This window comes from Streptomyces aureoversilis (genome assembly GCF_042657885.1).
In the GTDB taxonomy this organism is placed as follows: Bacteria; Actinomycetota; Actinomycetes; order Streptomycetales; family Streptomycetaceae; genus Streptomyces; species Streptomyces aureoversilis.
The window spans coordinates 24,485-50,349 of sequence record NZ_JBHSKJ010000030.1; the positions used below are offsets into that span (position 1 = coordinate 24,485).

The following is a 25,865-nucleotide window of genomic DNA, read 5'->3' on the forward strand; positions in this document are numbered from 1 at the left end:
GGCCGCCACGCAAAGCAGACAATTTGCCGCAGAGAACTGATTGTAGTGTAAATTGCCGCAAAAACTGACACAGTGCGAAGACGACGGCGAGGACAGTGGCATGACAGAGGCGGTACTGCTCGTCGGCGGCAAGGGGACCCGGCTCCGGCCGCTCACCCTCAACACGCCGAAGCCGATGGTCCCGGCCGCCGGAGTGCCCTTCATCGCCCACCAGCTGGCCCGCGCCCGGGCCGCCGGCGTCGGCCACGTCGTCCTCGCCACCTCCTACCTCGCCGAGGTCTTCGAGCCCTACTTCGGCGACGGGTCCGCCCACGGCCTGCGCCTGACGTACGTCACCGAGAAGGAGCCGCTCGGCACCGGCGGCGCCATCCGCAGCGCGGCGGAGGCCCTCACCACCGGCCCGCGCGGCCCCGTCCTCGTCTTCAACGGCGACATCCTCACCGGACTGGACATCAGGGGCCTGCTGCGCCGCCACGAGCGGGCCCGGGCCGACGTCACCCTGCATCTGACCAGGGTGGCCGATCCCAGGGCCTTCGGGCTCGTCCCCACCGACGCCGACGGGCGCGTCCTGGCCTTCACGGAGAAGCCCGGCCGCCCCGAGGAGATCGTCACCGACCAGATCAACGCCGGCGCCTACGTCTTCCGCCGCGACGTCATCGACACCATCCCCGCCGGCCGCCCGGTCTCCGTCGAGCGCGAGACCTTCCCCGGCCTGCTGGCCTCCGGCGCGCTGCTGCACGGAGTGGTCGACACCTCGTACTGGCTGGACCTCGGCCGCCCCGCCTCCTTCGTCCAGGCGTCGGCCGACCTCGTCCGCGGGGTCGTCCGCTCGCCCGCCGTCCCCGGCGAACCGGGCGAACACCTCGTGCTGCCCGGCGCCCGCGTCGAGGAAGGGGCCCGCCTGTCCGGCGGGACCGTCGTCGGCGCCGGAGCGCACGTCGAGGCCGGTGCGGACATCGAGGGGTCCGTCGTGCTGGACGGCGCGCGCATCGCGGCGGGCGCCCGGATCCGCGCCAGCATGATCGGCAGAGACGCCCGGGTCGGCCCGCGCACCGCCCTCGACGGCGTGGTGATCGGCGACCGGGCCGAGGTCGGCGCCGACAACGAACTGTGCGACGGCGCCCGCGTCTGGTGCGGCACGGTCATCCCCGACGCCGCCATCCGCTTCTCCGCCGCCTGACGCCGGTCCTGCCCGGCGCCCTCCGGCTCCCCGATGTCTCAGACGTCTCCGACGCCCTCCGTCCACCGCAGTCCCCCTGCCGACGAACCCACGAGGACCGAGCCATGAGCGCACCACACACCCCCGCCGCGGCGCCCCCGCTGCCCGCCGAGTGGGGCGGCACCGCGACGACCGTCGTCATGCCCACGTACAACGAGGCGGCGAACCTGGCCACCATGGCGGAGGCGCTCATGGCCCTGCCGCTGGAGGGCCTGCGGCTGCTGGTGGTCGACGACAACAGCCCCGACGGCACCGGGGCCATCGCCGAACAGCTGGCCGAGAAGTACAACGAACCCGGCCGGACCCGGGTGGGCGTCCTGCACCGCACCACCAAGGACGGGCTCGGCCGCGCCTACGCCGCCGGCATGGCCCGGGCCGTCGCCGAAGGCGCTTCCTACGTCCTGCAGATGGACGCCGACGGCAGCCACCCCGCGGAGAAGATCCCCGAGCTGCTCGGCGTCGCCCTCGCCACCGGCGCGGACGTCGTCGTCGGCAGCCGCTACGTGCCAGGCGGCTCCCTCTCCGACGCATGGGGCGCCCACAGAAAGGCCCTCTCCCGCTGGGCCAACGCCTACGCCAGCACGATCCTGGGCACCCGCGTGCGCGACATCACCGGCGGCTTCAACCTCTGGTCCGCCACCGCCCTGGACGCCATCGACCTGGAGACCGTCGACAGCGCCGGCTACAGCTTCCAGGTGGAGATGAAGTACCGCGCGCTCAAGGCCGGGTACACGGTCATGGAGGTGCCCATCCACTTCGAGGACCGCACCGCCGGCGAGTCGAAGATGAACCTGGCCGTCCAGCTCGAATCGGTGGTCATGCCGTGGCGGCTGCGCACGAGGTCGGCCCGTGCTTCCGGCCACCGTCCCCGCTGAGCGGGCGGCCCCGCCCGGGGCCGCCCGCCCGGCCCGCGCGGCGGCGGCCCGCGGGCCCGCTGCCGTCGCCGTCCTGCTGCTGGCCGTCCTCCTGCTGCTGATGACCGTACGGCTGCCGTGGTCCGGTGACCTCGGCATGCACGCGGCCGTCCTCGAACGGCTGCGCGCCGACCCCCTCCACCCCGGCAACCCCCTGGTCGACGCCCGGACTCCGAGCCCCTACTACTCGCCGTGGACGCTCCTGCTCGCCCTCACCGGATCGGCCACCGGCTGGGGCACCTTCACCGTGCTGCGCCTGGGAGCGCTCGCCGGACTCGTCCTGCTCGGCACGGGCGTCCACGCCTTCGTACGGACGTTCACGCGCAGCAGGACGGCGGTGCTGCTGGCGGTGCTGTGCCTGCTCCTGCTGTACGGAGTGAGGCTTTTCGCGTGGAGCGGCGCCCTCGGGCTCACCTCGATTTCGCTCACTCTCGCCTACCCGAGCACGTTCGCCTTCGGCATGGCCTTCCATCTGTGGGCGCTGCTGCGGCGGGCCCTGGCCGCCGCGTGGGGGACGGCGGCCTTCCTGGGGCTCGGGCTGCTGCTCGCCGGGATCCTGCTCACCCATCAGTTCACGGGCGCCGTCGCGGTGCTCGGGGCCGCCGCGGTGCTGCTCGGCGCGCGGCCGTGGCCCGGACGGGCCGTGCGGATGCGGGTGGCCGCCGCGTGCGCCCTGGCCGCGGCGGTGCTCGCCTGCTGGCCGTACTACGCGTTCTTCTCCCTGCTCGGGACGGGCGGCCTGGACGACATCCACCGGCCGCTCTACGACCACCTCGCGACGAAGTTCTGCCTGACCGGCCTCGGCACGGCCGCGCTCGTGCTGCGGGCCCGGCGCGACCGCCGCGACCCGCTGGTGATCTTCTTCTTGCTGGGGCTCGCCGTCTTCGCGGCCGGCGGCCTGAGCGGCCATCAGGCGTGGGGCAGGATCCTGCCCGCCGTCCTCGTCCCCGCACAGCTCGCCCTCGCCCTGGAAGCGGCCACCGGCGGCCGCCGCACACGGACGGCGCTCGTCCCGCTGACGGCCGTCGCCCTGTTGGCGGGCGCGTGGACGCAAGCGGGGGTGCTCACGTACGTCCTGCGCCCCCAGGCCATTCCGCCGGTCCTGCGCCACATCCACACCGTCGCGCTCTGGCCGCGCTTCACCTGGGCGGCGCGTGAGGTGCCCGCGCGGCAGACGGTGATGACCGACAACTACTACGCGCTGCGGATGCTGCCCGCCTACGGGCCGTACACCGTCGCCCCCGCCTATCCCGACGTCTTCCTCCGCGACGCGGCACGCCGCCGCGACGCGACCCGCCGCTACTTCGCCCCGGCCACCTCCCGGGCCGAGCGGCTCGGCATCCTCAAGGAGTACCGCGTGCGCTGGGTCCTGCAGAAGAACGGCGGGCCGGGCCTGGACCGGGGCGATCCGGCGCTGCGCCGGACCGTCCGGGGCCCGGCCGGCTTCCTCCTCGCCGAGGTCGCGCCGTGAGCGCCGCGAAGGCCGCGAGCCGCCCCGACGCCCTCGGGCGGTGGCTGCGCGGACGGGCCCCGTGGCCGGTGCTCCTCGCAGCCCTGCTGGTGCTCGCCCTGGACGTCGTGCGCGTGGTGCAGGGGCCGCGGATGCCCGGGATGGACAACGCGGTGGTCGTGCGGGCGGCGCGGGCGCTGCTCGACGGCGGCTCGCCGTACGCGGACAAGCGGTTCCTCTACCTGCCGGGCGCGGTGTTCGCCGCCGTCCCCGAGACCGTGTTCGGCAACGAAGCGCTGGCCAGGGCGGTGCCCGTCGTCACCGCGCTGCTCGTCCTCGCCGGGGTCGTCCTGGCCCTGCGGATCTTCGGGGTGCGGGCCGACAGCCGGCTCGCGGCGGGCGTCGTCGCGGCGCTCGGCGTCTTCGAGCCCTTCCACGGCGTGGTCTACCTCGGCAACTGGACGGCCCTGTCGGCCGTCGCCTTCCCCGCCGCCCTGCTGCTCGCCCGCCGCGGGCGCTGGTGCGCGGCCGGGGCGGCCGTGGGGGCGGCGATAGCGCTGAAGCCGATGCTCGTGCCGCTGCTGCTGCTGTTCGTGCTCGCCCGGCGGTGGCGGGCGCTGGCCTGGGCCGTGGGCGTTCCCGCGGCCGTGTCGCTGGCGGCGGCCCTGGCCATGCCGCGGCCCGGACTGTTCTTCACCCGGACGCTGCCGTTCCTGCTGCGCGGGCAGGACGCGTACGCCCGCCCGTTCGACGCCGCGTGGCCGTCCGTGCTGCCCCGGCTCGGCGTGCCGCAGCCCCTGGCCCTCGCGCTCGCGGCCGGCGCCGCGGTCGCGGTCCTGCTGTGCGCCCGCCTGCGGTGGCGGGCCGGCGGCGACCCGGCCCTGCGGCTGGTGGAGTGCGCGTCGCTCTTGATGCTCGCGGCGTTCCTGGTGTCACGGCCGTCGTTCCAGCACTACATGCTGGTGGTGCTCCCCTCGCTCGCCGCGTCGCTGGTGGTGCGCGCCGCCGCGGCGCGCTCGGTGTGGCTGTGGCTGCCGCTGCTGCCGGAGGTCGCCGGGGTCTCGTGGCCGCACCTGGAGACGGCCCGCAGGCACGCCTTCCGCGACGTCGTACTGATCACCGGGGTGGCCGCGGCCCTGGCCGTGCACGCCTGGCGCACCCGCTCGGACCCCTCGGGGGAGGTGACTGTCAGTGCTCGCGTCTACGCTTTGAGTAATCGCGAATCCGTCCGTGCGGATGGCGGGCCGCCCGAGCGTGCCCGCGATGCGCCGGACCGCACCGAGACGAGGTGACCGTGACCGCCGCACATCCCGCCCCCGGCCCCGATGTCAGCGTCGTCGTGATCGTCCACAACGACGCCGACCGCCTGCCGCGCGCCGTGCGGTCGGTCCTCGCACAGTCCCTGCGCAACCTCGAAGTGATCATCGTCGACGACTGCTCGACGGACGGCACCTTCGCGGCCGCCGAGCGCCTGACCACCACCGATCCCCGCGTGCGGCTCATCCGGCTGCCCGTCAACAGCGGCGGCTGCGGCGCCCCGCGCAACGCCGGGATCGACGCGGCCCGCGCGCCCCACCTCATGTTCCTCGACAGCGACGACGAACTGCCGTACCACGCCTGCAAGTCCCTGCTGCTCACCGCCGAGGAGACCGGCGCCGACCTCGTCACCGGCGAGGTCACCCGCCTCTTCGAGGAGTCCGGCACCACCGGCCTGTGGTATCCCGAGCTCTTCGAGGACGTGCGCCTGGTCCACGGCATCCGCTCCGCCCCCGAGTTCTTCCTCGACCACCTCTCCACCAACAAGCTCTACCGCGCGGACTTCCTCGCCCGCCACGGCCTCCGCTTCCCGGAGGACATGCACTACGAGGACCAGCTCTTCACCGCCCGGGCCCTCACCCTCGCCCGCACCTTCGCCGTCGTCCCCTGGCCCGTCTACACCTGGCGGCTCGCCGCCGACCCCGCCACGCTCTCCATCTCCTCCAGCCGCCACAAGCTGCGCAACGCCGTCGACCGCATCAAGGCCGCCCGGCTCATCGACGCCTTCCTCGAGGAGTCCGGCAACGCCGCCCTGCGCCCCGCGAAGGACGAGAAGTTCCTCCGCCACGACTTCCGCCTCTACCTCGGCGACCTCCCCTTCCGCGACCCCGAGTGGATCGCCGGCTTCGCCGCCGCCGTCACCCCCTACCTCGCGGAGATCGCCCCCGAGGCCCTCGCCGCCATGCCCCGCGAACAGCAGATCTGCCAGTTCCTGCTGTGCGCCGGGCGGTACGGGGAGGCCGCCGAGTGCGCCCGCACCCTCGACCGGCCCCGGCTGGCCCCGCGCCACGTCGTCCGCGAAGCCGGCCGCACGTACTGGGGCCTGTCCCTGCCGCTGAACGCCGAGGAGGCCGCCGGCCTCGACATCACCGCCTGGCGCCTGGACGACCAGCCCTTCACCGCCGGCCCCCTGCGCCACGAAGTGGCCGAAGTCGTCCCCGACGGGCCCCTCCTGCGGATCCGGCTGCGCACCTACGACCCCGCCCTGCTGCTCACCGCACCGAGCCCGGTCGCCACCGAGCTGCGCATCGCCACCACCGGCGAGCCGCTGGCCGTGCCCTTCGTCTACGACGCCGCCGCGCCCGGCGAGGACGGCCGCTTCGCCTACCGCACCGCCGAGGCCGTCCTCGACCTGCGCCGCATCCCCGTCGGCCCCAAGGGCTTCCGCGGCCGCAGGCACCCCGTCGTCGTCCTCGAACGCCTCGGCCTCACCCGCACCGACCCGCTGCTGGCCCCCGCGGACCTCACCCCGCTGCGGGCTAGGATCCCCCAGCGCGGCCCGCTCGCGGCCCACACCGTGCGCGTGGCCTGCGAGGGGCACGGGGCCGGCCGGCTGGAGCTGTCCTGGGAGCGCGCCGGCGCCCTCGGCCGGGCCGAGGCCGCGGCCGGCCGGCTGGAGCCCGTCCGGCGCGGCGTCCACCGGCTCACCCGCCGCGTCACGGGCCCCCGCATCAAGGCCCTCACCTACCACGAGCTGCAGAAACTGCCCGTCGACGAGGGCCTCGTCGTCTTCGAGGCCCTGGAGGGCCGCGGCTATGCCGACAGCCCCCGCGCCGTCCACGAGGAGCTGCAGCGCCGCGACCTTCCCCTGCACGCCGTCTGGTCCTACTCCGGCAACCGCTCCTCCTATCCCGAGGGGCTCCCGCTGGTCCGCCGCGGCAGCTGGGAGTACGTCCACGCCCTCGCCCGCGCCCGCTACTGGGTGGACTCCCACGGCTTCCCCACGCTCTACGGCAAGCGCCCCGCCACCCGCTATCTGCAGACCTGGCACGGCCAGGCCTTCAAGCACATGGGTTTCGACGTGCCCGAGCTGCGGCTGGCCGGCCCCGAACGGCGGCGGCGCCACCGCGAGACGATCGCCCGCTGGGACGCCCTCATCGCCCCCAGCGAGGAGTTCGAGCGCACGTTCGTCCGCGCCAACGGCTACACGGGCGAGCTCCTGCGCACCGGCCTGCCCCGCAACGACGACCTCGTCCGCTGGGACGACCCCGCCCGCCGCGAGCGCGCCGCCGCCACCCGCGAGCGCCTGCAGATCCCCGACGGCCGCCGCGTCCTGCTCTACGCCCCCACCTTCCGCGACGGCGCGCGCGGCAGCGGCGAGTCCGTCCGGGCCGACCTGGCCGAGCTCGTGCGCTACCTCGGCGAGGAGTGGACGATCGTCGTCCGGCCGCACTACTACGAGCGGTACACCGTCCCCCGCGAGCTCGGCCACGCCGTGCGCGACGGACGCGACTTCGCCGACCTCAACGACCTCCTGCTCGCCTCCGACGCCCTCCTCACGGACTACTCGTCCCTGATGTTCGACTACGCCAACCTCGGCCGCCCCATCCTCTTCTTCACCGACGACTACGAGCACTACCGCGCAACCGCCCGCGGCACCTACTACGACCTGCCCGACATCGCACCCGGCCCGATGCTCACCACGACCGACCAGCTCATCGCCGCCCTGCGGGACCTGAAGGCGGTCCAGGAGGAGTGGGCCGGGGCCTACGCCCGCTTCCGCGAGCGGTTCAACCCCTACGAGACGGGGAAGTCGAGCGAGACCGTGGTGGACCTGTTCTTCGCAGGCGCCCTCGCAGGGGGCGGGGCCCGGTGAAGCGGCGCAACCTCTTCCTCCTCGGGATCGACGTCGACTCCATGGGCGGCTCGCAGCGCGTCCTGCACACGCTCGCCCAGGGCTTCGCCGAGCGCGGCCACCGCGTCGAACTCATCGGCATCCGCCCCAGCCCGGAGCCCCACACCTTCCAGGCCGCCCCCGCCTACCGCCGCACCACCCTCTACCGCACCCCGGCCCGGCCCGCCTGGCGCGCCGCCTCCTTCGCCGAGCGACTGAACCCCGAGCGGCTGCGGGCGGCGCGCGCCGAACGGCAGGAGCGGGAGCGGGCGCGGGAGCGGCTGGCCCGCCGCTTCGCCGCCGTCCGCGACGGCATGGTCGTCATCGGCTCGCCCTGGGCGGCGGCGTGGCTGCAGGCGGTCGAGTGGTCCCACCTGAAGGGCATCGGGCAGTACCACGAGTCCTTCCACCAGGCGTGCACCTCCGAGAACCTCCAGCTGATCCTTCGCCACTACCCGGCCCTGGAGAAGGCGGTGTTCCTCAGCGAGCCGGACGCCGCCGAATTCCGGCGCCGCCGGCTGCCCAACGCCACCGTTCTGCCCAACCCGCTGCCCTTCGCCCCCACGGGCCGGGCCTCCCTGGACACCCGGCGCGTCGGCGCAGTCGGCCGCCTGGAGGCCGTCAAGCGCCTGGACCGGCTGCTCGACGCCTTCGCCGCGGCCACCGCCGCCCAGCCGGAGTGGGAGCTGCACCTCTTCGGCGACGGCCCGCTGGAGCAGGAGCTGCGCGCCCGGGCCGGCAGCCTGGGCATCGCCGGGCGCGTCCACTTCCGCGGCAGCGTGCGGGACATGGCCGCGGCCTACCGCGAGCTCTCCGTCGTCGCCCTCACCAGCGAGCGCGAAGGCCGCCCCATGGCGCTCGCCGAGGCCTCCGCGCTCGGCGTCCCCTGCGTGAGCTTCGACCTGTCGGGCGGCGTTCGCGAGCTGGTCCGCCACGGCCGCACGGGCACGCTCGTGCCACCCGGCGAGGTCGGGGCCTTCGCCGCCGCGCTCGGGGAGCTCATGGCGGACGGCGCCCTCCGCGAGCGTTACGGCTGCGCTGCGCGCGAGCACGTCTCGCCGCTGCAGTTGCCTGCCGTGCTCGACCGGTGGGAGGCGTTGTTCGAGGAAATCGACCGTTAGCCGATGGCAGGGGGGAACATGGGTATGAAGCTCGACTGCGGGTTGTCCGTGGCTGGTCGCGCAGTTCCCCGCGCCCCTTTCGGGGCGCGATGCCGCCCCGGCCTGTCAGCGGCGCGCCACCGCCCACGCGCCGCGCACGCCCGACGCCAGGCGCAGCGCCAGCGAGCCGTTCACCGTGGCGTAGGGCCGGGCCAGCAGGACGCCGTGACGGAGGCTCGGCAGGGCCGCGCGGTGCAGCCCGCCGCCCACGGCCCGGACGGTCGTGCGGAACGCCCCGCCCGCGCACTGCACGCGCACGCGCACGTCCCACGTCTGCGGCGGGGCCGCGCCGTCGCGGCGGTCGCGGCCCGCAAGCACCGACAGGGGCAGGACGACCCGCGCGGTCCACGCCGTGCCCTCGTCCGCCAGCGGCACGGCGCGCCGCAGCACCGGCCCGCCGTCCCTGCGGCGCAGCTCGACCTCCGCGGCCTCCGGCCGGATGGTGGCCAGCCGCCCGTAGAGGTCGTGGACGCGCAGCCGCAACCGGGCGCGGGCCCGGGCCGCGAGGCGCAGTTCGGCGTCCACGGTCACCGGCAGGTGGTGCGGCGGCACGGCCTCCGGCCCGAGGACGCCGTCCAGCGCGGCCCCCGGCAGGTCCGCCGACCAGACGGGGACGGCGTCGTCCTCCGCGTACGGCGGCAGCAGCCGTGCGGGCCGGGCGGCGAGCTGGGCCAGCCGCCCCAGGTCCCGCGGTGCCTCCGCGGCCAGCACGACCCGGGCGATCCACCGGGCCGGCGGCCGGGCGGCGCTCAGCTCGGCCTCCTCGTAGCCGGCGAGGTAGCCGCGGGTCACGCGCCACCACGCGTGCCGGTATCCGGCGCTGCGCAACGGCAGTTCGCGCACGTACATCCGCAGGTCGTGGTCGAGGAACTTCACCCGGGCGGCGCGGGCGAGGGGCTTGCTGCCCGCGTCGAGGAAGACGTCCACGCTGCGCCGGTGGGCGGCCACGCGCGCCTGCCAGTTGGCGATGCGCTCGCGGTCCAGGGACATCGACGGCGCGGCGGCGTCGCGCCGCACGTGCCAGACGTAGACGGTGTCGGTGACGGTCGCCACGCGCGGCGCGGCCGCCATGACCCGGGCCGTGAAGACGAAGTCCTCGTAGAGGAAGCGGCCTTCGGGGAAGGCGATGCCGTGCTCGGTGAGGAAGTCCCGCGCGTAGAGCTTGTTGACGCACAGGGTGTCGCGCAGGAGCGCCGGGCGGGCCTCGGGGCTGCTGTGCACGGCGGCCCGCCGGTAGAGGGCGGGCTGCCAGCCGGTGTCGCGCCGCTGGGGGAGTTCGCGGCGCACGCACAGGCCGGCGGCCACGGGGGCGCGGTGGCGCAGGGCGGCGGCGAGAAGGGCGTCGACGGCGCCCTCGGGGAGGGTGTCGTCGCTGTCGAGGAACATCACGTACGGGGCCGTCGCGGCCCGTACGCCGTCGTTGCGGGGGGTGCCGCAGCCGCCGCTGTTGGCCGCGCGGTGGATGACGCGCAGGCGCGGGTCGCCGTCGGCCAGCTCGTCGAGGATCGCGGCGGTGCCGTCGGTGGAGGCGTCGTCGACGGCGATGACCTCGGCGACGGCCGGCCCCTGGGCGAGTGCGGAGCGGACGGCGTCGCGGATGTGGCCGGCGTCGTTGAACCCGATGACGATGACGCCGACCTGCGCGGTGGGCAGGGTTCCGCTCTCGTTCACTGTCACGAAAGACAGTTTTACCGATGAATATGTATAAAGCGGGGCATTGGGAATTCCGGGTGTGGCCGGGTCTCCGGCGGGGGCCCGGCCGGGGCAGGGAGGGGCAGTGGCCGTGGGAGTGACGGGATCGGTGGGACCGACGGGGCCGACAGGATCGGTGGGGCCGGTGGGACCGGCCTGGCCGGCGGCGGAGTGCGCGGAGGCGGGGCGGGCGCCGGGCGAGCCTGCCGGGAACGGGGCGGGGGCGCCGTCGCCCGGCGATCCGGGCAGCGGGCCGCGCGGTGGCTCGTCCGACGGCTCGCCCGATGGTTCGTCCGGCGGGTCGCCCTCCGCCTCCGCGCAGGCCGCTGCAGGCGCCGCGCAAGACCCGGACGACCCGGACCGCCGGGCGGCCGGGCTGCGCGGCCTGTGGCTGATCCCCCGTCAGGCAGAGCCCGGCGCCGGGCCCCGCGCCGCCGCCCGCCGCCCCGCCCGCCCCCACCCCGTACGCCGCCCCACCCGTGCCGCCGTCCTCGCCGTGTCCGTCCCCGCCGCCGTCATGCTCGTCCTCGGCCTGTGGGGGCTGGACCGCGGGACGATGTGGCGGGACGAGAGCGCCACCTTCCAGGTGGCCCGCCGGTCCCTGCCGGAGCTGTGGCACGTGCTCGGCACGATCGACGCCGTGCACGGCCTGTACTACGCGCTGATGCACGCCGTCCTCGCCGTGCGCCCCGACGAGATCGCGCTGCGGCTGCCGTCCGTCGCCGCGTCCGCCGCCACCGCCGCGCTCGTCGGCGCCCTGGGCTGCCGGCTGGCCCGCCCCCGCGTCGGCCTGTGGGCCGGGCTGCTCTACGCCGTCACCCCGTTCGTCAGCCACTACGCGCAGGAGGGCCGCTCGTACGCCCTCGTCGCCACGGGTGCCGCGCTCGCCACCTGGCTGCTGGTCCGCGCGGCCGAGCACGGCTCGTACGGGCGGTGGGCCGGCTACGGCGCGGTGGCCGCCGGCACGGCGCTCCTGCACGAGTTCGCGGTCCTGCTCCTGGCGGCCCACGCCGTGACCCTGCTGCTCTCCCGGGTCCCCTGGAGGACCTGGCGCCGCTGGGGGTGCGCCGCGTCCGCCGCCTGCCTGCCGCTCGTACCGCTGGTGATCGTCTCCCGGGGGCAGAGCGCCCAGGTCTCCTGGATCCGCACCCCGGGCCGTCCCGAGGCCGAGGCGCTCGTGAAGGCGTTCGCGGGCCCCGGGCAGCCCGTCCTGGGCGCCGTGCTCCTCCTGGCCGCGGTCGCGCTCCTCGCCTCCGCGCGCGGGTGGCGACAGGCACTGTCGTCCTCCTCGCCGCGCCGCGGGGCCCTCGGCCTCACCGCGGTCGCCCTGCCCTGGGCCCTCGTCCCGCCCGTCCTGCTCTACGCCGCCGCCCAGTACCAGCCGCTCTTCCTCGACCGCTATCTGCTGTTCTGCCTGGCCGGCATACCCCTGCTCGCCGCGGCCGGCGCCGACCGGCTCCTGGGGCTCGCCCCGTGGCGGCGGACCGTGACGGCCGCCGGCGCCGTGGCCGTCCTGGCCGCCTTCGTGGTGCAGCTGCCGCTGCAGGAGCGCGAGCGCCTGCCCACCAGCCGGGGCGACGAGCTGGCCCCGGTCGCCGCGGCGGCAGCGCAGCGGGCCCGGCCGGGGGACGCGGTGCTGTTCCTGCCGCTGTACGAGCGCCGCGTGGCCCTCGCCTATCCGCGCGACTTCACCGGCCTGCGCGATCTCACCCTCAAGCGGTCACCGGCCGCCTCCGGCACGCTCTTCGGCCAGGAGGTCACCACCGCCGTGCTGCGCGACCGGCTTTCCCGGCTGCCGTCCGGAAGCCGGGTGTGGGTGGTGGGGGACACCAACACCGTCGGCACCCGGTGGTTCCGCGCGCAGCGGGAGGAGTACGCGAAGACGACCGCACTGGAGGAGTTCTGCCGGGAGGAGCGGGAAGCGGCGGTGTTCGTCCGCGGCGGCTCGGTGCAGCTGTACGTGCGCCGTTAGGACGGCGGGACGCCCGGTGGTGGTGACGCTGCCCGCGGATTCCGCCGGACTCCCGCCGCGGTGGTGGAGCGCCGCGGCGGAGGCAGGGCTTGCCGGAGGTCGTGCCGTGCCGGGCCGGGCACGGGCACGGGCACAGGCACGCGCAAGGGCAAGGACACCGGCAGCGGCCGTCCGCCGGCAGACGCCCACGTGCCGGAGCCCCGCTCGGAGAGCCGTCCGCTCACTTCACCGCCCCCGCCATCACCCCGCTCACGAACTGCCGCTGGAAGGCGAAGAAGACCGCGAGCGGTACGGCCATCGAGAGGAAGGCTCCCGAGGCGAGGATGTCGATGTTGTCGCCGAACTGGCGCACCTGCTGCTGCAGGGCGACCGTGACCGGCGGGTGCCCGCTGTCCGCGAAGATCAGCGCGATCAGCATGTCGTTCCACACCCACAGGAACTGGAAGATCCCCAGCGAGGCGATGGCCGGCCCGCCCAGCGGCAGCACCACCCGCAGGAACAGCCGCAGTTCGCCCGCCCCGTCCAGCCGGGCGGCCTCCAGCAGCTCCCGGGGGATCTCCGCGAAGAAGTTCCGCAGCAGGAAGACGGCGAAGGGCAGCCCGAACGCGGTGTGGAAGAGCACCACGCCCGGCGTGCTCTCGAAGATGCCGAGGCTGTTGAAGAGCTTGGCCACGGGGATCAGCGCCACCTGCACCGGCACCACCAGCAGCCCCACCACCGCCATGAACCACCAGTCCCGGCCCGGGAAGTCGAGCCAGGCGAAGGCGTATCCGGCGAACGCGCCGATGAGGATCACCAGCGCCGTCGCCGGCACGGTGATCAGGGCGGTGGTGCCGAGGGACTCCATCACCGTGTCGTTGCCGAAGAGGTTGCTGTAGCTCTGCGTGGTCAGCTGCGCCGGGTGGGAGAAGACCTCCCACCAGCCCGACGCCGCGATGTCTCTCTTGTCCCGCAGCGAGGACAGGAGCAGCCCCACCGTCGGCGTCAGCCAGAACAGCCCGACCACGACGAGGAGGACCCGCGTCACCCCGCCGCCCAGCCGCGAGGCGATCCGCGCGGGAAGCGACTGCCTGGCCCGTACGCCCGTGTCCACCGTGGTCATCGCTGCCGCTCCCTTCGGATCCGCCGGAGGTTGACGTACATCACCGGCAGGACGAGCACGAGCAGGAAGACCGCGATCGCGCTGCCCACGCCCTGGTTGACGTCCGTGCCGAAGGACGACTGGTACAGCTGCAGGGCCAGCACGTTCGCCTTGTCGAGGCTCGCGCCCGGCGCGATGATGTACACGAGGTCGAAGATCTTCAGCACGTTGATCATCAGTGTGATCAGCACGACCGCGAGCACCGGCGCCAGCAGCGGCACCGTCACCCTCCGGAAGACCTGCCACTCGTTCGCGCCGTCCACGCGCGCCGCCTCCAGCAGCTCCCGCGGCACGCTCGCGAGCCCCGCCGCGATCAGCACCATGGCGAAGCCCGCCCACATCCAGATGTACGCCCCGATGATGGCCGGGGTGACGAGCGAGGGGCCCAGCCAGTCGACGCCGTTGTAGGGCGCGGCGAAGTTCGAGGCGGGCAGGCGCAGCAGGGCGCCGTCGGCCGCGGCGGGCAGGGTGAAGGTGCCGTCGGCGCCCGAGGTGGCCGAGGCGACGGTCCGGCCGTCCTTGACCGCCTCCACCGTCACGCCCTCCAGGGCCTTCTCGCCCTGGTCGATCCGGCCCGCCGTGCCCCCGCCGCCGCGCGTGAAGTCGCGCCACACCGTCCCGGTGACCTTCCCGGCGACGTCCCGCGCCGGAACGGCGTCCTTCGCGCCCTTCATGTCCGCGGGCTTCGCGCCCACGAGCGGAAGCCCGGTCGCACCGCCCGCCTTCACCACCGCCTTGGTCGTGAACGCCCCGCGGCTCTCCGTCAGCAGCCCGTCGTCCCTGGGGTGCGCGCCCGGGAACGGCGCGGGCGGCGAGAAGGTGTCGTGAACGCCCACCCACACCGCGTTCGCGACGCCGCGGTCGGGATTCTGCTCGTAGACCAGCCGGAAGATGATGCCGGAGGCCAGCATCGAGATCGCCATCGGCATGAAGACGACGAGCTTGAACGCCGTTCCCCAGCGCACCCGTTCGGTGAGCACCGCGAAGATCAGGCCCAGGGCGGTGGCCACCGACGGCGCGACGACCACCCAGATGATGTTGTTCTTCAGGGCCGTACGGATCCGGTCGTCGGTGAAGACCTCGTGGTAGTTGTCCACGCCCACGAAGCCGTCGCCGCTCGCGTCGAAGAGGCTGCGCCAGACCGAGTAGCCGATGGGGTAGACGACGAGCGCGCCGAGCAGGACCAGCGCGGGCAGGAGGAACAGGGCGGCCACCCAGAGCCGGGTGCCGGCCACGCTCCGGGACTTCTTCGGCGGGAGGCTCGCGGAAGAGCTCGCCGAGGGGCCCGCCGAGGGGCTTGCGGAGGAGTTGCCGGAGGGGCGGGGCGGCCCGGAGGCCGCGTCGCCGCCCGCGTTCGCGGTCGACATGGTGCGGGGCTCCCGTCAGCTCTTGAACGCCTTGGCCGCGTCGGACTCCAGCCGCTGCTGGGTGCCCGCCACGTCGCCGGGGTTCTTCAGGAAATCCTGGAGGTGCTTCCACTCGCCCTGGCCCGGCTTGCCGCCGAAGGAGGCGGGGGCCAGGTCGGACATGTCGAAGCGGAAGTCGTCGCCCGCGGCGACCACGGCCCTGGCGATGGAGCGGAGCACGTCGTCGGGATAGGCGTCGAGGGCGAGGTTCCTGTTGGCGGACAGGAAGCCGCCCTGCCCGGCCCACACCCGTGCCGCGTCGGCCGAGGCGAGGAAGGTCAGCAGCGCCTGCGCGGCCGGGCCGTCCTTCAGTGCCACGCCCACGTCGCCGCCGGTCACCACCGGCGCCTTCGCCCCCACCGCGGGGAAGGGGAAGACCTTGGCCTCCTTGCCGATCCGCGCCCCGGCCCCGGTGACGTTGGCCGCCGCGAAGTCGCCCTCGAAGACCATGGCGGCCTTCGGCTCCTCCCCGCCGGTGAACGTCTGGGTGACCGAGGTGGGGAACTGCGTCTGGACGGCCCCCGCGTTGCCGTCCGCCAGCAGGCCCTTCCCGCCGAAGAGCCGGCCGAGCGCCGTCAGGGCGTCCTTCACGGACGGGTCCGTCCACGGGATCCGGTGCTGCGCGAGCCGGTCGTACTTCTCCGGGCCGGCCTGGGAGAGGTAGATGTTCTCGAACCAGTCGGTGAGCGTCCAGCCGTCCGCCCCGCCCACCGAGACCGGCGGGATGCCGTAGTCCGCGATCAGCTGCGCGGTGCTCAGGAACTCCGGCCAGGTCTTCGGCTCCTTGGCCCCGGCCCCGTCGAAGACCTTCGTGTTGTACCAGACCAGGGACTTGTTGCTGACCTTGAAGTAGACGCCGTAGCGCTTGCCCCCGGACGAGCCGAGCTCCTGCCACCCCTTGGTGAAGTTCTTGTCCAGCTCGGCCACCGCCTCGCCGCCGAGCGGCTTGAGCCAGCCCTTCTGCGCGAACTCCCGCAGCGCCCCGGGCTGTTGCAGCATGGCCACGTCCGGCGGGTCGCCGCCCGCGATCTTCGAGCCGACGAAGGCGGACATGTCGTCGCCGCTGGGCACGTAGGCCACCTGGGCGCCCGTGCGGCGGGAGAACTCCTCCAGGACCTTCGTGAAGCCCTTCTGCTCGGCGCCCGTCCAGACCGCCGTCACCTTGAGCTTCTGCCCGTTCAGCCTGGGCAGTCGCACGGTGTGCCCGATCGCGTCCGACGTCGGTCTGCCGCTGTCCGGCGGAGCACCGCCGTCGTCACTGCACCCGGCGGCCGACAGGGCGAGGGTCCCGGCCGCGAGGAGCGCCAGAGCGCTGCGCGCCCTGCCCACCGAACGAAGCGAGCTGCGCGCCCCGCGCACCGAACGAAGCGAAGTCCGCATTGCCGCCCCTCCCGTACGAGCTCCCCGCCGACGGTCCGCGCCGCACGTCACCGCGGCCCGCGGTCGTCTCCCGTGCGACAGGTCTACGCCCGGTCACCGGCCGCCGCAATACCGTCTTCGCTGTCAACCCGGTGATCGTGACCGGGCTGTGATGGGCCGTCACGGGCGCACGGGAGCACTCAGAGCAGCGGTGGCGCCGCCTCCGCTCCCGCCGACTGCGCGGCGCGCTGCAACGCGCTCGCGAGCAACGCCAGGTCCGTCGGGCCGTTGCCCAGCTCGCGCACGGGGCGGCGGGTGGGCGGGTCGCCCATGCGCTGCCAGTCCACCGTCACGACCGTCGGGCGCAGCGTCGCCGTCCGCGGGATGCGGCCCGTCACCCGGCCCGCCTGGAACGGCGTCGTCACGTCGTCGTCCGGCCGCATCAGCCGGCCGCGGCCCGGAGCGGGATCGCCCGCGCCGCTCCCGTCGCCCGGCGTGCCGTCCACCGACGGCGGCGCGATCTCCAGCGTCGCGCGCAGCCCGGCCCGCTCGACCGCCGCCGTGTCGGCCGTACGGTCCGGGCGGCCCGACGCCGCCACCAGGTGGACGCCCAGCCGCTCGCCGTCCCGGGCCACCGCCTCCAGCGCCCGTACGACCGAACCCGCCGCCGGGCGGCCCGTACTGCCCAGGGCCGGGGCGACCAGGGCGTCGAAGTCGTCCACCAGCACCACCAGGCGCGGCAGGGCCGTCCGGGCCGTGAGCGACGGGCCGTCCTTCTGCGTGCGCAGCTTGAGCGTCCCCGTCGGCAGGGAGTCCAGGTCGCCGGAGCCCTCCGCCGGGCGGCGGGGCGTGACCGCCTGCACGGCGGACGCGGCGGCCTGCTGGGTGTGCCACGCGGTGAAGTCCAGCCGCCCCAGCAGCTCCGCGCGGCGCTTGAGCTCCGACGTGAGCGCCTGGGCGAACTCCCGCATGCGCACCGGGTCCGCGGCCGCCAGGTACGTCGAGACGTGCGGCAGGTCCGTGCACAGCCGCAGGCCCTCGCCCCGCTCCGCGCCCGCGCCGTCCACCAGGACGAGCGAGAGCCGGTCGGGCCGGTCGGCCGCCGCCAGCGACGCGGCCAGCGAGCGCAGCAGCTCGGTCTTGCCGCTGCCCGCACAGCCCTCCACCAGCAGGTGCGGGCCGTCCGCCGCCAGGTCCACCGACAGCGGGCCGTGCGGGCCCGCGCCGAGCACGGCCACGGCGCGGCCGCCGGGGCGCGTGCCGCGGTCCGTGGCCGCCGCCCAGCGGGCCGTCAGCGAGGCCGGCGTCGCGCGCGCCAGACCCAGTTCGTCCAGCAGGCGCGCGCTCCGCGGGAGCGCCGCCGCCACCCGTGCGGCAGCGCCGTGCAGCGCGCCGTCCGCCATCCGCAGCGGCGCCAGCGCCCGCGCGAACCGCTCGGCCCACGCGCGTGAGACGGCGTCGACTGCCGCGATCACGGCCGGACCGGCCGGCGCCTCGCCCTCGCCCGCGGCCCCGCCTCCGCCCCCGGCCGGCGCCCGGTGGATCACCTGCACCACCGTGGCGACGTCACCGCTCAGCAGGGCCACCGCACCGCAGTACGGGAACGCCGGGGAGGCCGTACGGGCCGTGGCCAGCGTCGACGGCACCGGGGACGCCGGCGTCGTCGCCGGGGCGTCCGCCAGGCACACCAGGTGGATGCCCGCCGCGGGACCGCCCGCCGCCAGCCGCCCGACCGTCTCCCGCAGCTCCGCCGAACCGGGGTCGCCGTCCACGATCACCACCGTGTACGGGCCCGCGTGGCGCTCGGCCGCGGCCGCCACCGCAGCCGGGGCCGCCGCCGGCCAGTGCGGGCCCAGCGGGCCCTCGTCCAGGCGGCGCACCAGCTCCGCGGTGCGGGCCGCGGCCTGCTCGCGGTCGTAGGCGACCAGCAGCCGGCAGTCCTGCCCCCGCACCGGGCGCAGCTGCGGCAGCCAGCCCAGCCAGGACCACTCCGCCAGCCGCTCCTCGACCGGGCGCGCCCGGTCCGCGCTGATCAGCACGAACTCCAGGGACGCGGGGGCGTGCAGCGCCGCCAGCTGGGCCAGCACGGAGCGGGCCAGCGCGGACAGCCGCCCGCGCGGCCCGGCGAGCCCCAGCGAACCGGCCTCGCGCAGCCCGACCGTCACCGGCACGGAGGGCAGCAGGGCGCCGCTCTCCGGCGCGTGCCGGTCGGCCGTGCCCAGCCGTACGGTCAGCAGGTCCGGGTGGTCGGGGCCGCGCTCCCACAGGCGGGGGCCCGGACCCAGCGCCGTCAGCAGCACCGACGCGGGGTCGGGCCAGCGCTCGCGCAGCGCGGCGGCCTCGGCGCGGGCCCGGTCCGCGGCGCCGGGATCGTCACGGCCGTCACCCCACTCGTCCTCGCCCGCTCCCCGGCCTCCGCCCAGCCCGCCGGTGAGCCGCCGGGCCCATGCGCCTATGCCGCGGCCCCGGGGGCGCTTGCCGGCTTCGCCGGGCTGCCCGGTTCCGGCGCTGCCGTGGCCGCCGTGTCCGGCGTGACCGTCGTGGACAGCCGGCCCGCCCGCGGGACCGCCTTCGTATGAGCTGCCGGTACGACCCGGGGCGTGAGGGCCGGCCTCGCCGGACCGGTTCGCGTGACCGGCGGCGGAGTACCCGTCAGGGTGTCCGGAACCATCGGGCTGACCGGGCCGACCCGGCTGTCCGTACGGGTCGGTCTCCCCGGCCAGGCCGGAGCCGCCCGCCGGGCCCGGGTACGCACGCTGCCCGGGCAGCCCGCCGCCGAAACCGCCGGGCGCGCCGGACTGCCCCGTCTGCCCCGCCGCCCCGGCTCCGTCGCCGACGCCGTACGGGTTCGCGCCCGGCTGTCCCGCCGCACCGGCTCCGCTTCCCGTTCCGTACGGGTGCGCGCCGCCGTCCTGGCCGGCCCACCCGGCCCCACCCGCCCGGCCCGGCTGTCCTGCCGCGCCGGCTCCGCTTCCCGTGCCGTACGCGCGCGTGCCGGAGTCCTGGGCCGTTCCGCCCGTCTGACCCGTCCAGCCCGGCCCGCCCGCCTCGCCGTCCCGGGCCGTGCCGCCGGTCTCGCCGGGCCGGTTCGGCTGTCCCGCCGCACCGGTTCCGCTTCCCGTTCCGTACGGGTCCGTGCCGCCGTCGTAGGACGTCCTGCGGGGCTCGCCCGCCCAGCCCGGCCGGGCCGTCGTCCCCGCCGGTCCGCCGGTCTCGCCGGGCCGCGCTGCCGCGCCTCTCGGGCCGTAGGCGTCCGTGCCGCCGGCCTCTGCCGTCCCGCCCGCCCGGGAGGGACGGCCCGGCACCGGCGCTCCCGACGGACCCGGCTGGGCCGGGACGCGGACCGACAGGCCGCCCGCGCTCGCGTCCCGCAGTGCGAAACCGCGGCCCCCGTGCGTCACCGGCTCCTCGGGGCCGGGGGACGAGTCGGCCGCCAGGCCGGCCGGCGCGCCCAGCCAGGCGCCGCGGACCGGCGGGGCGACCGTGCCCGTCGGGGTCGCGGGGCCCGCGGACGGCAGGCCGCCGCCGACGCGCAGGTGGCCCTCGCCGTCGGGGGCGGCCGGAAGGACGCGCGGGGAGGCGTCGTCCGCGGCGTGCAGGCTCAGCACCGACTCGCCCACCCGCAGCAGCTCCCCGGCGGGGAACCGCACCGGCTCCCCGCCGACCGGTTCGCCCGCGAGGACGGTGCCGTTGGTGGAGCCGAGGTCGCGCAGGGTGACCGTGCCGTCGTCGTGGAGGACGACGGCGCAGTGCAGCCGGGAGACGTCGGGGTCGTCGAGGGGGATGTCGGCTGTGGCGGAGCGCCCGACGTGCGCCTCGCCGCCGTGCAGCAGGTGCACGCCGCCCGCGTCGGGACCGGAGACGACGTGCAGCCGCGCCGCGGCCTCCGGCACGCCGGACATCAGCACGCCCGCGTGCTCCTCCGGGTCGGCCGGGGCGCACAGGGACAGCACGGCGCCGTCGATCAGGGGCGGCTCGCCGAGCGCGCTGCGCTGCGGGTCGAGCCGCTCGGCCCCGGCGTAGACCACGACGGCCCCGGTGCCGAGGTCGGAGCCGGCCGCGGCCACGGCGGCGGCCAGGCCGCTGGTCACCCCGGCCAGCGCGGTCCCCGCGGGGGCGGTCACCAGCACGTCGCAGGCGCACTTCGCGGTGGGCGCGGCGGGCGCGGTGGTGTGGTGGCCGCTGAGCGGCCCGAGGACGGTCAGCCTGATCTGCATCGCCGTCAACGGTCCCTTCTGCCCCGGTGCGCGGGCGGGGGACAGGAGGCTTCACGCGCGGCCTTCCCCCACCGTGCACGGGCGCGTCGGCACGTACAGGTCACCACGTCACGCGGGACGTACCGGAAGCACCGGCCCCGCCCCTCCGCATCGTGCTGCGAGCATCCTCGCACCTGCCGGCGACGACGCGCCCGGCGACGGTCAATTCGTGATCTTGAACGACCGCCGGAGAGTGCGAAGGAAGCGGAAGGTGATCGAATCCTTCCGTGGTCATCTCATGATCTGTTCGTAGGGCGTCCGTTTTCGAACGCGTCGTACAGACTTTCTTTCGCGCCGGAGGTCCGGAGGACGCGCCGCCCCAGGCCTTCCGCACGCCCCCGAGCAGCCCGTACGCGGCGCCCGGGCGCCGCGTGGCAACCAACCGCCCGCTCCCCGCGTCTTCCCATCAGCCCCTCGGATTCGGCAAACCGGAGGTCCGTACGGCGGCACTACAGTGGGCGGAAGGCCGGGCACGACGGAGGCCATCGCAAAGCATGACGACGATGACGATCAGGGAGCGCATGACGTGCGGCCGGTAGGCAGCAAGTACCTGCTCGAGGAGGTGCTCGGTCGCGGAGCGACCGGCACCGTCTGGCGAGCGCGCCAGCGGGAGGCCGCGGGCGCCGAGGCCGCCGTGGCCGGGCAGCCCGGCGAGACCGTCGCGATCAAGGTGCTCAAGGAGGAGCTCGCCAACGACGCCGACGTCGTGATGCGCTTCCTGCGCGAGCGCTCCGTCCTCCTGCGGCTCACCCACCCCAACATCGTCCGCACCCGCGACCTGGTCGTCGAGGGCGATCTGCTCGCCCTGGTCATGGACCTCGTCGACGGCCCGGACCTGCACCGCTACCTGCGCGACAACGGGCCCTTCACCCCGGTCGCCGCGGCGCTCCTCACCGCCCAGATCGCCGACGCGCTCGCGGTGAGCCACGCCGACGGCATCGTCCACCGGGACCTCAAGCCCGCCAACGTCCTCCTGCGGAGCGACGGCGGCCAGATGCACCCGATGCTCACCGACTTCGGCATCGCGCGCCTCGCGGACTCCCCGGGCCTCACCCGCACCCACGAATTCGTCGGCACGCCCGCCTACGTGGCGCCCGAGTCCGCCGAGGGCCGCCCGCAGACCTCCGCCGTCGACATCTACGGCGCCGGCATCCTGCTCTACGAGCTGGTCACCGGACGCCCGCCGTTCGCGGGCGCGACCGCGCTCGAAGTGCTCCACCAGCACCTCAGCTCCGAGCCACGCCGCCCCACCACCGTTCCCGAGCCGCTGTGGACGGTCATCGAGCGCTGCCTGCGCAAGCGGCCCGAGGAGCGCCCGAGCGCGGAGAACCTGGCCCGGGCCCTGCGCGTCGTCGCCGCGGGCGTCGGCGTGCACGCCTCCCCGGCGCAGGCCGAGGCCGCCCTCGGCGTCGCCGCGCTGCTCGCGCCCGACCCGGAGCCGGCCCTCGTGCCCGGCACCGGCCAGGGCTCCGGCCCCGGCGCGGGCGACGCCGACCCCACCCAGGTGCTGCCGTCGACGGCGGGCTCCCCGGGGGCCCCGGGCTCCTACGACCCGAACGCCGCCACCAGCCTCCTGCCGAGCACCTCCGCCGGCGGCAACGGCCCCGACGCCGACGCCACCCGCGTCATGCCCGCGGGCTCCGGCCCGGGCCCCGGCGGCTCCGCCGACCCGACCCGCGCCATGCCGCCCGTGCCGCCGCTGCCCCCCGAGGGCGACGGCGCCCACCCCTGGCAGACCCAGCTGCGGGCCGCCCGCGACCGCAACGACCAGACCCAGGTGCAGTACCTCGACCCGAGCGAGGACCCGCTGCGCCGCCGCCCCCAGCGGCGGCCCGGACAGCCGCAGCCGCAGCAGCCCCAGCAGCCGCCGCGGGGCGGACAGGGCTACGGGCAGCAGGGTTACGGCGGGCAGTACGCCCCTCAGCCGCACCAGGGGCACCAGCCCCCGGCCCCGCAGCACTACACCCCGCCGCCGCAGTCGTACGCGCCGCAGCAGCCGCAGCAGCCCCAGCAGCCTGCGCCCCGCAGACGGCAGCAGCGGCAGCAGCCCCAGCCGCGCTACCAGCAGCCCCCGGCGCCCCAGCCGCAGCCGTACGCCCCCGAGCCGCCGGCCCCGCGCCGGGAGCCGCGGCCGCCGCGGCAGCGCAGTGCGAACCCGATGCGGATCCCCGGGCTCGGCTGCCTCAAGGGCTGCCTGTTCCTCATCGTCATCCTGGTGATCGGTTCCTGGTGCATCTGGGAATTCACCCCCTTGAAGGACTGGGTCGCCGACGGCAAGAGCTTCTGGGACGCGACCTGGGACTGGGTCACCGACGTCAAGGACTGGATCTCGGGGCTCGCCTCCAGCAAGTGACGACGGCATCGGTGCGGTGGTGGCACTGCCGCACCGATGCCGCTGCCGCACCGATGGCACTGCTGCGCCGATACTGCCGATGCCATCGATTTGTCGACACCCGAGGGGCGTTTTGCGCCTCGGGGGTGAGCGTTGGCAGTAGCTTGGTCGCCAGCGCGCCTGTCGGAGACGAGGAGTCGGGGAACAGTCTTGGCACGGAAGATCGGCAGCCGGTACACCGCCCACCAGGTCCTCGGCCGCGGCAGCGCGGGCACGGTCTGGCTCGGCGAGGGGCCCGAGGGCCCGGTCGCCATCAAGCTCCTGCGGGAGGATCTCGCCTCCGACCAGGAGCTCGTCGGCCGGTTCGTCCAGGAGCGCGCCGCGCTCCTCGGACTCGACCACCCGCACGTGGTCGGCGTCCGCGACCTCGTGGTCGACGGCGCCGACCTCGCGCTCGTCATGGACCTCATCCGGGGCACGGACCTGCGCACCCGGCTCGACCGCGAGCGGCGGCTCGCGCCCGAGGCCGCGGTCGCCGTCGTCGCCGACGTCGCCGAGGGCCTCGCCGCCGCCCACGCGGCCGGCATCGTCCACCGCGACGTCAAGCCCGAGAACGTCCTGCTCGACATGCAGGGCCCCCTCGGGCCCGGCGGCGCGCACCCCGCGCTGCTCACCGACTTCGGCATCGCCCGCCTCGTGGACGCCCCCCGGCCCGCCCGGGAAGGCCGCGCGCCCGGCCCGCGCAGCGTCATCGGCACGCCCGACTACCTCGCCCCCGAGATCATCGAGGGGCTGCCGCCGCGCGCCTCCGTCGACGTCTACGCCCTCGCCACGGTCCTCTACGAGCTGCTGGCCGGCTTCACGCCCTTCGGCGGCGGGCACCCCGGCGCCGTGCTCCGGCGGCACGTCACGGAGACCGTGGCGCCGCTGCCCGGCATCCCCGACGAGCTGTGGCAGCTCATCGTCCAGTGCCTCGCCAAGGGCCCCGCGTCCCGGCTGCGCGCCTCCGAGCTCGCGGCGCGGCTGCGGGAGCTGCTCCCCGGGCTCGCCGGCATACCGCCCCTCGACATCGACGAGCCCGACGACGCCGCCGCGGCGGCCGCCGAGGGCGCGGAGGCGCCGCAGGACGGGGCCGCGGCGCCGGTCGCCGCACGGCGGCGCGGGGTCGTGCCGCTCGTGCCGGGCGCCGTCGCGGACTCCAGCAGGGACACCCACACGAGCATGCGCGTGCCCACGCCGGCCGAGCTCGCGGGCGGCGCCCACGGGACCGCCCGCGCGCCCCGCGCGGCCGGCCAGCGCCGCGCCGGCTCGGCCCGCCACCGCTCCGCCGCCGAACAGCGCCGCCGCCGCATCCGCCTCGGAGCGGCGGCGGTGGCCCTGGCGGCGGCCGCGGGCGTAGGCGGCTGGTTCGCCACGGCGGACCACGACGCCCCCGACGCAAAACCGGGCATCCACCACCCGGACTCGAAGCGCTGACCCCTCCCGGGCGGGCCTTGCACTTCAGCAGGGTGCCGCATCCCCTCCGCCGCAACGGCGCCCGGCCACCGCGACGCGGCCCGGAGGTGACGGACCCGCCCCCGGCCGGGCCGGGGGCGGTGATAAAGGCCCCTTCGGGGCCTTGAGGGCGGGGAAGCGCGGCGCAGCCGTTAGGCTGGGTGCGTGGCAGTCGTTGATGTATCCGAAGAGCTGAAGTCCCTCTCCTCGACCATGGGGTCGATCGAGGCCGTCCTGGACCTCGACAGGATGAGGGCTGACATCGCCGTGCTCGAGGAGCAGGCGGCCGCCCCGTCCCTGTGGGACGACCCGGAGGCGGCGCAGAAGATCACCAGTCAGCTGTCGCACCTCCAGGCGGAGCTGCGCAAGACCGAGACCCTGCGCGGCCGCATCGACGACCTCGGGGTGCTCTTCGAGCTCGCCGAGGCCGAGGACGACGCCGACGCCCAGGCCGAGGCCGAGGCCGAGCTCGCCTCGGTCCGCAAGGCGCTGGACGAGATGGAGGTCCGCACCCTCCTCTCCGGCGAGTACGACGCGCGCGAGGCCCTCGTCAACATCCGCGCCGAGGCCGGCGGCGTCGACGCCTCCGACTTCGCGGAGCGCCTGCAGCGCATGTACCTGCGCTGGGCCGAGCGCCACGGCTACTCCTCCGAGATCTACGAGACCTCGTACGCGGAAGAGGCCGGCATCAAGTCGACCACCTTCGTCGTCAAGGCCCCGTACGCCTACGGCACGCTCTCCGTCGAGCAGGGCACCCACCGCCTCGTGCGCATCTCGCCCTTCGACAACCAGGGCCGCCGCCAGACCTCCTTCGCGGGCGTCGAGGTGCTCCCGGTCGTCGAGCAGTCCGACCACGTGGAGATCGACGAGTCCGAGCTGCGCGTCGACGTGTACCGCGCGTCGGGCCCCGGCGGCCAGGGCGTCAACACGACCGACTCCGCGGTCCGGATCACGCACATCCCGACCGGCATCGTCGTCTCCTGCCAGAACGAGCGCTCCCAGATCCAGAACAAGGCGAGCGCCATGAACGTCCTCCAGGCCAAGCTCCTCGAGCGCCGCCGCCAGGAGGAGCAGGCCAAGATGGACGCGCTCAAGGGCGACGGCGGCAACTCCTGGGGCAACCAGATGCGTTCGTACGTCCTGCACCCGTACCAGATGGTCAAGGACCTCCGTACCGAGTTCGAGGTCGGCAACCCGACCGCCGTCCTCGACGGTGACATCGACGGGTTCCTCGAGGCCGGCATCCGCTGGCGCAAGCAGCAGGAGAAGTAACCCCAAGCGCCCCCATAGCCGGACATCATGCCCGTAACCGGCTTGACG

The 25,865-nt window shown here is 75.4% G+C and carries 15 protein-coding genes; 10 read left to right on the plus strand and 5 right to left on the minus strand.

Features of this window, described 5'->3' with window-relative positions; genetic code table 11:
• Nucleotides 1–100: 100 nt before the first annotated feature.
• The 6 genes from manB (at nucleotide 101) to ACFPP6_RS34060 (ending at nucleotide 8,854) form a co-directional block, all read left to right on the plus strand.
• On the plus strand, nucleotides 101–1,180 hold the full coding sequence (gene manB, locus ACFPP6_RS34035; RefSeq protein WP_382050502.1) for a mannose-1-phosphate guanylyltransferase: 1,080 nt from the start codon (nucleotides 101–103) through the stop codon (nucleotides 1,178–1,180).
• A 104-nt stretch (nucleotides 1,181–1,284) separates the two neighbouring features.
• On the plus strand, nucleotides 1,285–2,094 hold the full coding sequence (locus ACFPP6_RS34040; RefSeq protein WP_382050504.1) for a polyprenol monophosphomannose synthase: 810 nt from the start codon (nucleotides 1,285–1,287) through the stop codon (nucleotides 2,092–2,094).
• Nucleotides 2,069–3,604, plus strand: a complete 1,536-nt coding sequence (locus ACFPP6_RS34045) for a hypothetical protein (RefSeq protein ID WP_382050506.1) — start codon at nucleotides 2,069–2,071, stop codon at nucleotides 3,602–3,604. Before ACFPP6_RS34040 ends, ACFPP6_RS34045 begins: the two co-directional genes overlap by 26 nt.
• Nucleotides 3,601–4,875: a glycosyltransferase family 87 protein gene (locus tag ACFPP6_RS34050; RefSeq protein ID WP_382050508.1), complete on the plus strand. Its 1,275-nt coding sequence runs from the start codon at nucleotides 3,601–3,603 to the stop codon at nucleotides 4,873–4,875. Before ACFPP6_RS34045 ends, ACFPP6_RS34050 begins: the two co-directional genes overlap by 4 nt.
• 2 nt (nucleotides 4,876–4,877) lie before the next feature.
• On the plus strand, nucleotides 4,878–7,715 hold the full coding sequence (locus ACFPP6_RS34055) for a bifunctional glycosyltransferase/CDP-glycerol:glycerophosphate glycerophosphotransferase (RefSeq protein WP_382050510.1): 2,838 nt from the start codon (nucleotides 4,878–4,880) through the stop codon (nucleotides 7,713–7,715).
• Nucleotides 7,712–8,854: a glycosyltransferase gene (locus ACFPP6_RS34060; RefSeq protein WP_382050512.1), complete on the plus strand. Its 1,143-nt coding sequence runs from the start codon at nucleotides 7,712–7,714 to the stop codon at nucleotides 8,852–8,854. Before ACFPP6_RS34055 ends, ACFPP6_RS34060 begins: the two co-directional genes overlap by 4 nt.
• 105 nt (nucleotides 8,855–8,959) lie before the next feature.
• Here ACFPP6_RS34060 and ACFPP6_RS34065 read toward each other — a convergent pair whose 3' ends face one another.
• Complete coding sequence (locus tag ACFPP6_RS34065; protein ID WP_382050514.1) at nucleotides 8,960–10,570, minus strand: glycosyltransferase family 2 protein; 1,611 nt, start codon at nucleotides 10,568–10,570, stop codon at nucleotides 8,960–8,962.
• A 160-nt stretch (nucleotides 10,571–10,730) separates the two neighbouring features.
• Between ACFPP6_RS34065 and ACFPP6_RS34070 the strand changes: the two genes are divergently transcribed.
• Nucleotides 10,731–12,557 (plus strand): glycosyltransferase family 39 protein, encoded by a 1,827-nt coding sequence (locus ACFPP6_RS34070; RefSeq protein WP_382050516.1) that lies wholly within the window; start codon nucleotides 10,731–10,733, stop codon nucleotides 12,555–12,557.
• 220 nt (nucleotides 12,558–12,777) lie between these two features.
• Here the strand turns inward: ACFPP6_RS34070 and ACFPP6_RS34075 are convergent, their stop codons facing one another.
• From ACFPP6_RS34075 to ACFPP6_RS34090, 4 genes are all read right to left on the minus strand, one after another.
• Nucleotides 12,778–13,659, minus strand: coding sequence for a carbohydrate ABC transporter permease (locus ACFPP6_RS34075; RefSeq protein ID WP_382050519.1), 882 nt, complete (start codon nucleotides 13,657–13,659; stop codon nucleotides 12,778–12,780).
• A complete protein-coding gene (locus tag ACFPP6_RS34080) occupies nucleotides 13,656–15,065 on the minus strand; it encodes a carbohydrate ABC transporter permease (protein WP_382050521.1) in 1,410 nt (469 codons plus the stop codon). The genes ACFPP6_RS34075 and ACFPP6_RS34080 overlap by 4 nt, the downstream gene beginning before the upstream one ends.
• 15 nt (nucleotides 15,066–15,080) lie before the next feature.
• Complete coding sequence (locus tag ACFPP6_RS34085) at nucleotides 15,081–16,484, minus strand: ABC transporter substrate-binding protein (RefSeq protein ID WP_382050524.1); 1,404 nt, start codon at nucleotides 16,482–16,484, stop codon at nucleotides 15,081–15,083.
• 179 nt (nucleotides 16,485–16,663) lie between these two features.
• On the minus strand, nucleotides 16,664–20,680 hold the full coding sequence (locus ACFPP6_RS34090; RefSeq protein WP_382050526.1) for an FtsK/SpoIIIE domain-containing protein: 4,017 nt from the start codon (nucleotides 20,678–20,680) through the stop codon (nucleotides 16,664–16,666).
• 565 nt (nucleotides 20,681–21,245) lie between these two features.
• Here ACFPP6_RS34090 and ACFPP6_RS34095 point away from each other — a divergent pair.
• From ACFPP6_RS34095 to prfB, 3 genes are all read left to right on the plus strand, one after another.
• Nucleotides 21,246–23,072, plus strand: a complete 1,827-nt coding sequence (locus ACFPP6_RS34095; protein WP_382050528.1) for a serine/threonine-protein kinase — start codon at nucleotides 21,246–21,248, stop codon at nucleotides 23,070–23,072.
• Between the two features lie 189 nt (nucleotides 23,073–23,261).
• On the plus strand, nucleotides 23,262–24,527 hold the full coding sequence (locus tag ACFPP6_RS34100) for a serine/threonine-protein kinase (protein WP_382050530.1): 1,266 nt from the start codon (nucleotides 23,262–23,264) through the stop codon (nucleotides 24,525–24,527).
• A gap of 183 nt (nucleotides 24,528–24,710) precedes the next feature.
• Complete coding sequence (gene prfB / locus ACFPP6_RS34105; protein WP_168094863.1) at nucleotides 24,711–25,817, plus strand: peptide chain release factor 2; 1,107 nt, start codon at nucleotides 24,711–24,713, stop codon at nucleotides 25,815–25,817.
• The last annotated feature ends 48 nt before the right edge of the window (nucleotides 25,818–25,865 follow it).

What these genes read in the sequence shown, in the direction of transcription:
- manB (WP_382050502.1), top strand. Translation starts at nt 101, where the DNA reads ATGACAGAGGCGGTACTGCTCGTCGGCGGCAAGGGGACCCGGCTCCGG.
- ACFPP6_RS34040 (WP_382050504.1), top strand. Translation starts at nt 1,285, where the DNA reads ATGAGCGCACCACACACCCCCGCCGCGGCGCCCCCGCTGCCCGCCGAG.
- ACFPP6_RS34075 (WP_382050519.1), bottom strand. Translation starts at nt 13,659, where the DNA reads ATGACCACGGTGGACACGGGCGTACGGGCCAGGCAGTCGCTTCCCGCG.
- ACFPP6_RS34080 (WP_382050521.1), bottom strand. Translation starts at nt 15,065, where the DNA reads ATGTCGACCGCGAACGCGGGCGGCGACGCGGCCTCCGGGCCGCCCCGC.
- ACFPP6_RS34085 (WP_382050524.1), bottom strand. Translation starts at nt 16,484, where the DNA reads ATGCGGACTTCGCTTCGTTCGGTGCGCGGGGCGCGCAGCTCGCTTCGT.
- ACFPP6_RS34090 (WP_382050526.1), bottom strand. Translation starts at nt 20,680, where the DNA reads ATGCAGATCAGGCTGACCGTCCTCGGGCCGCTCAGCGGCCACCACACC.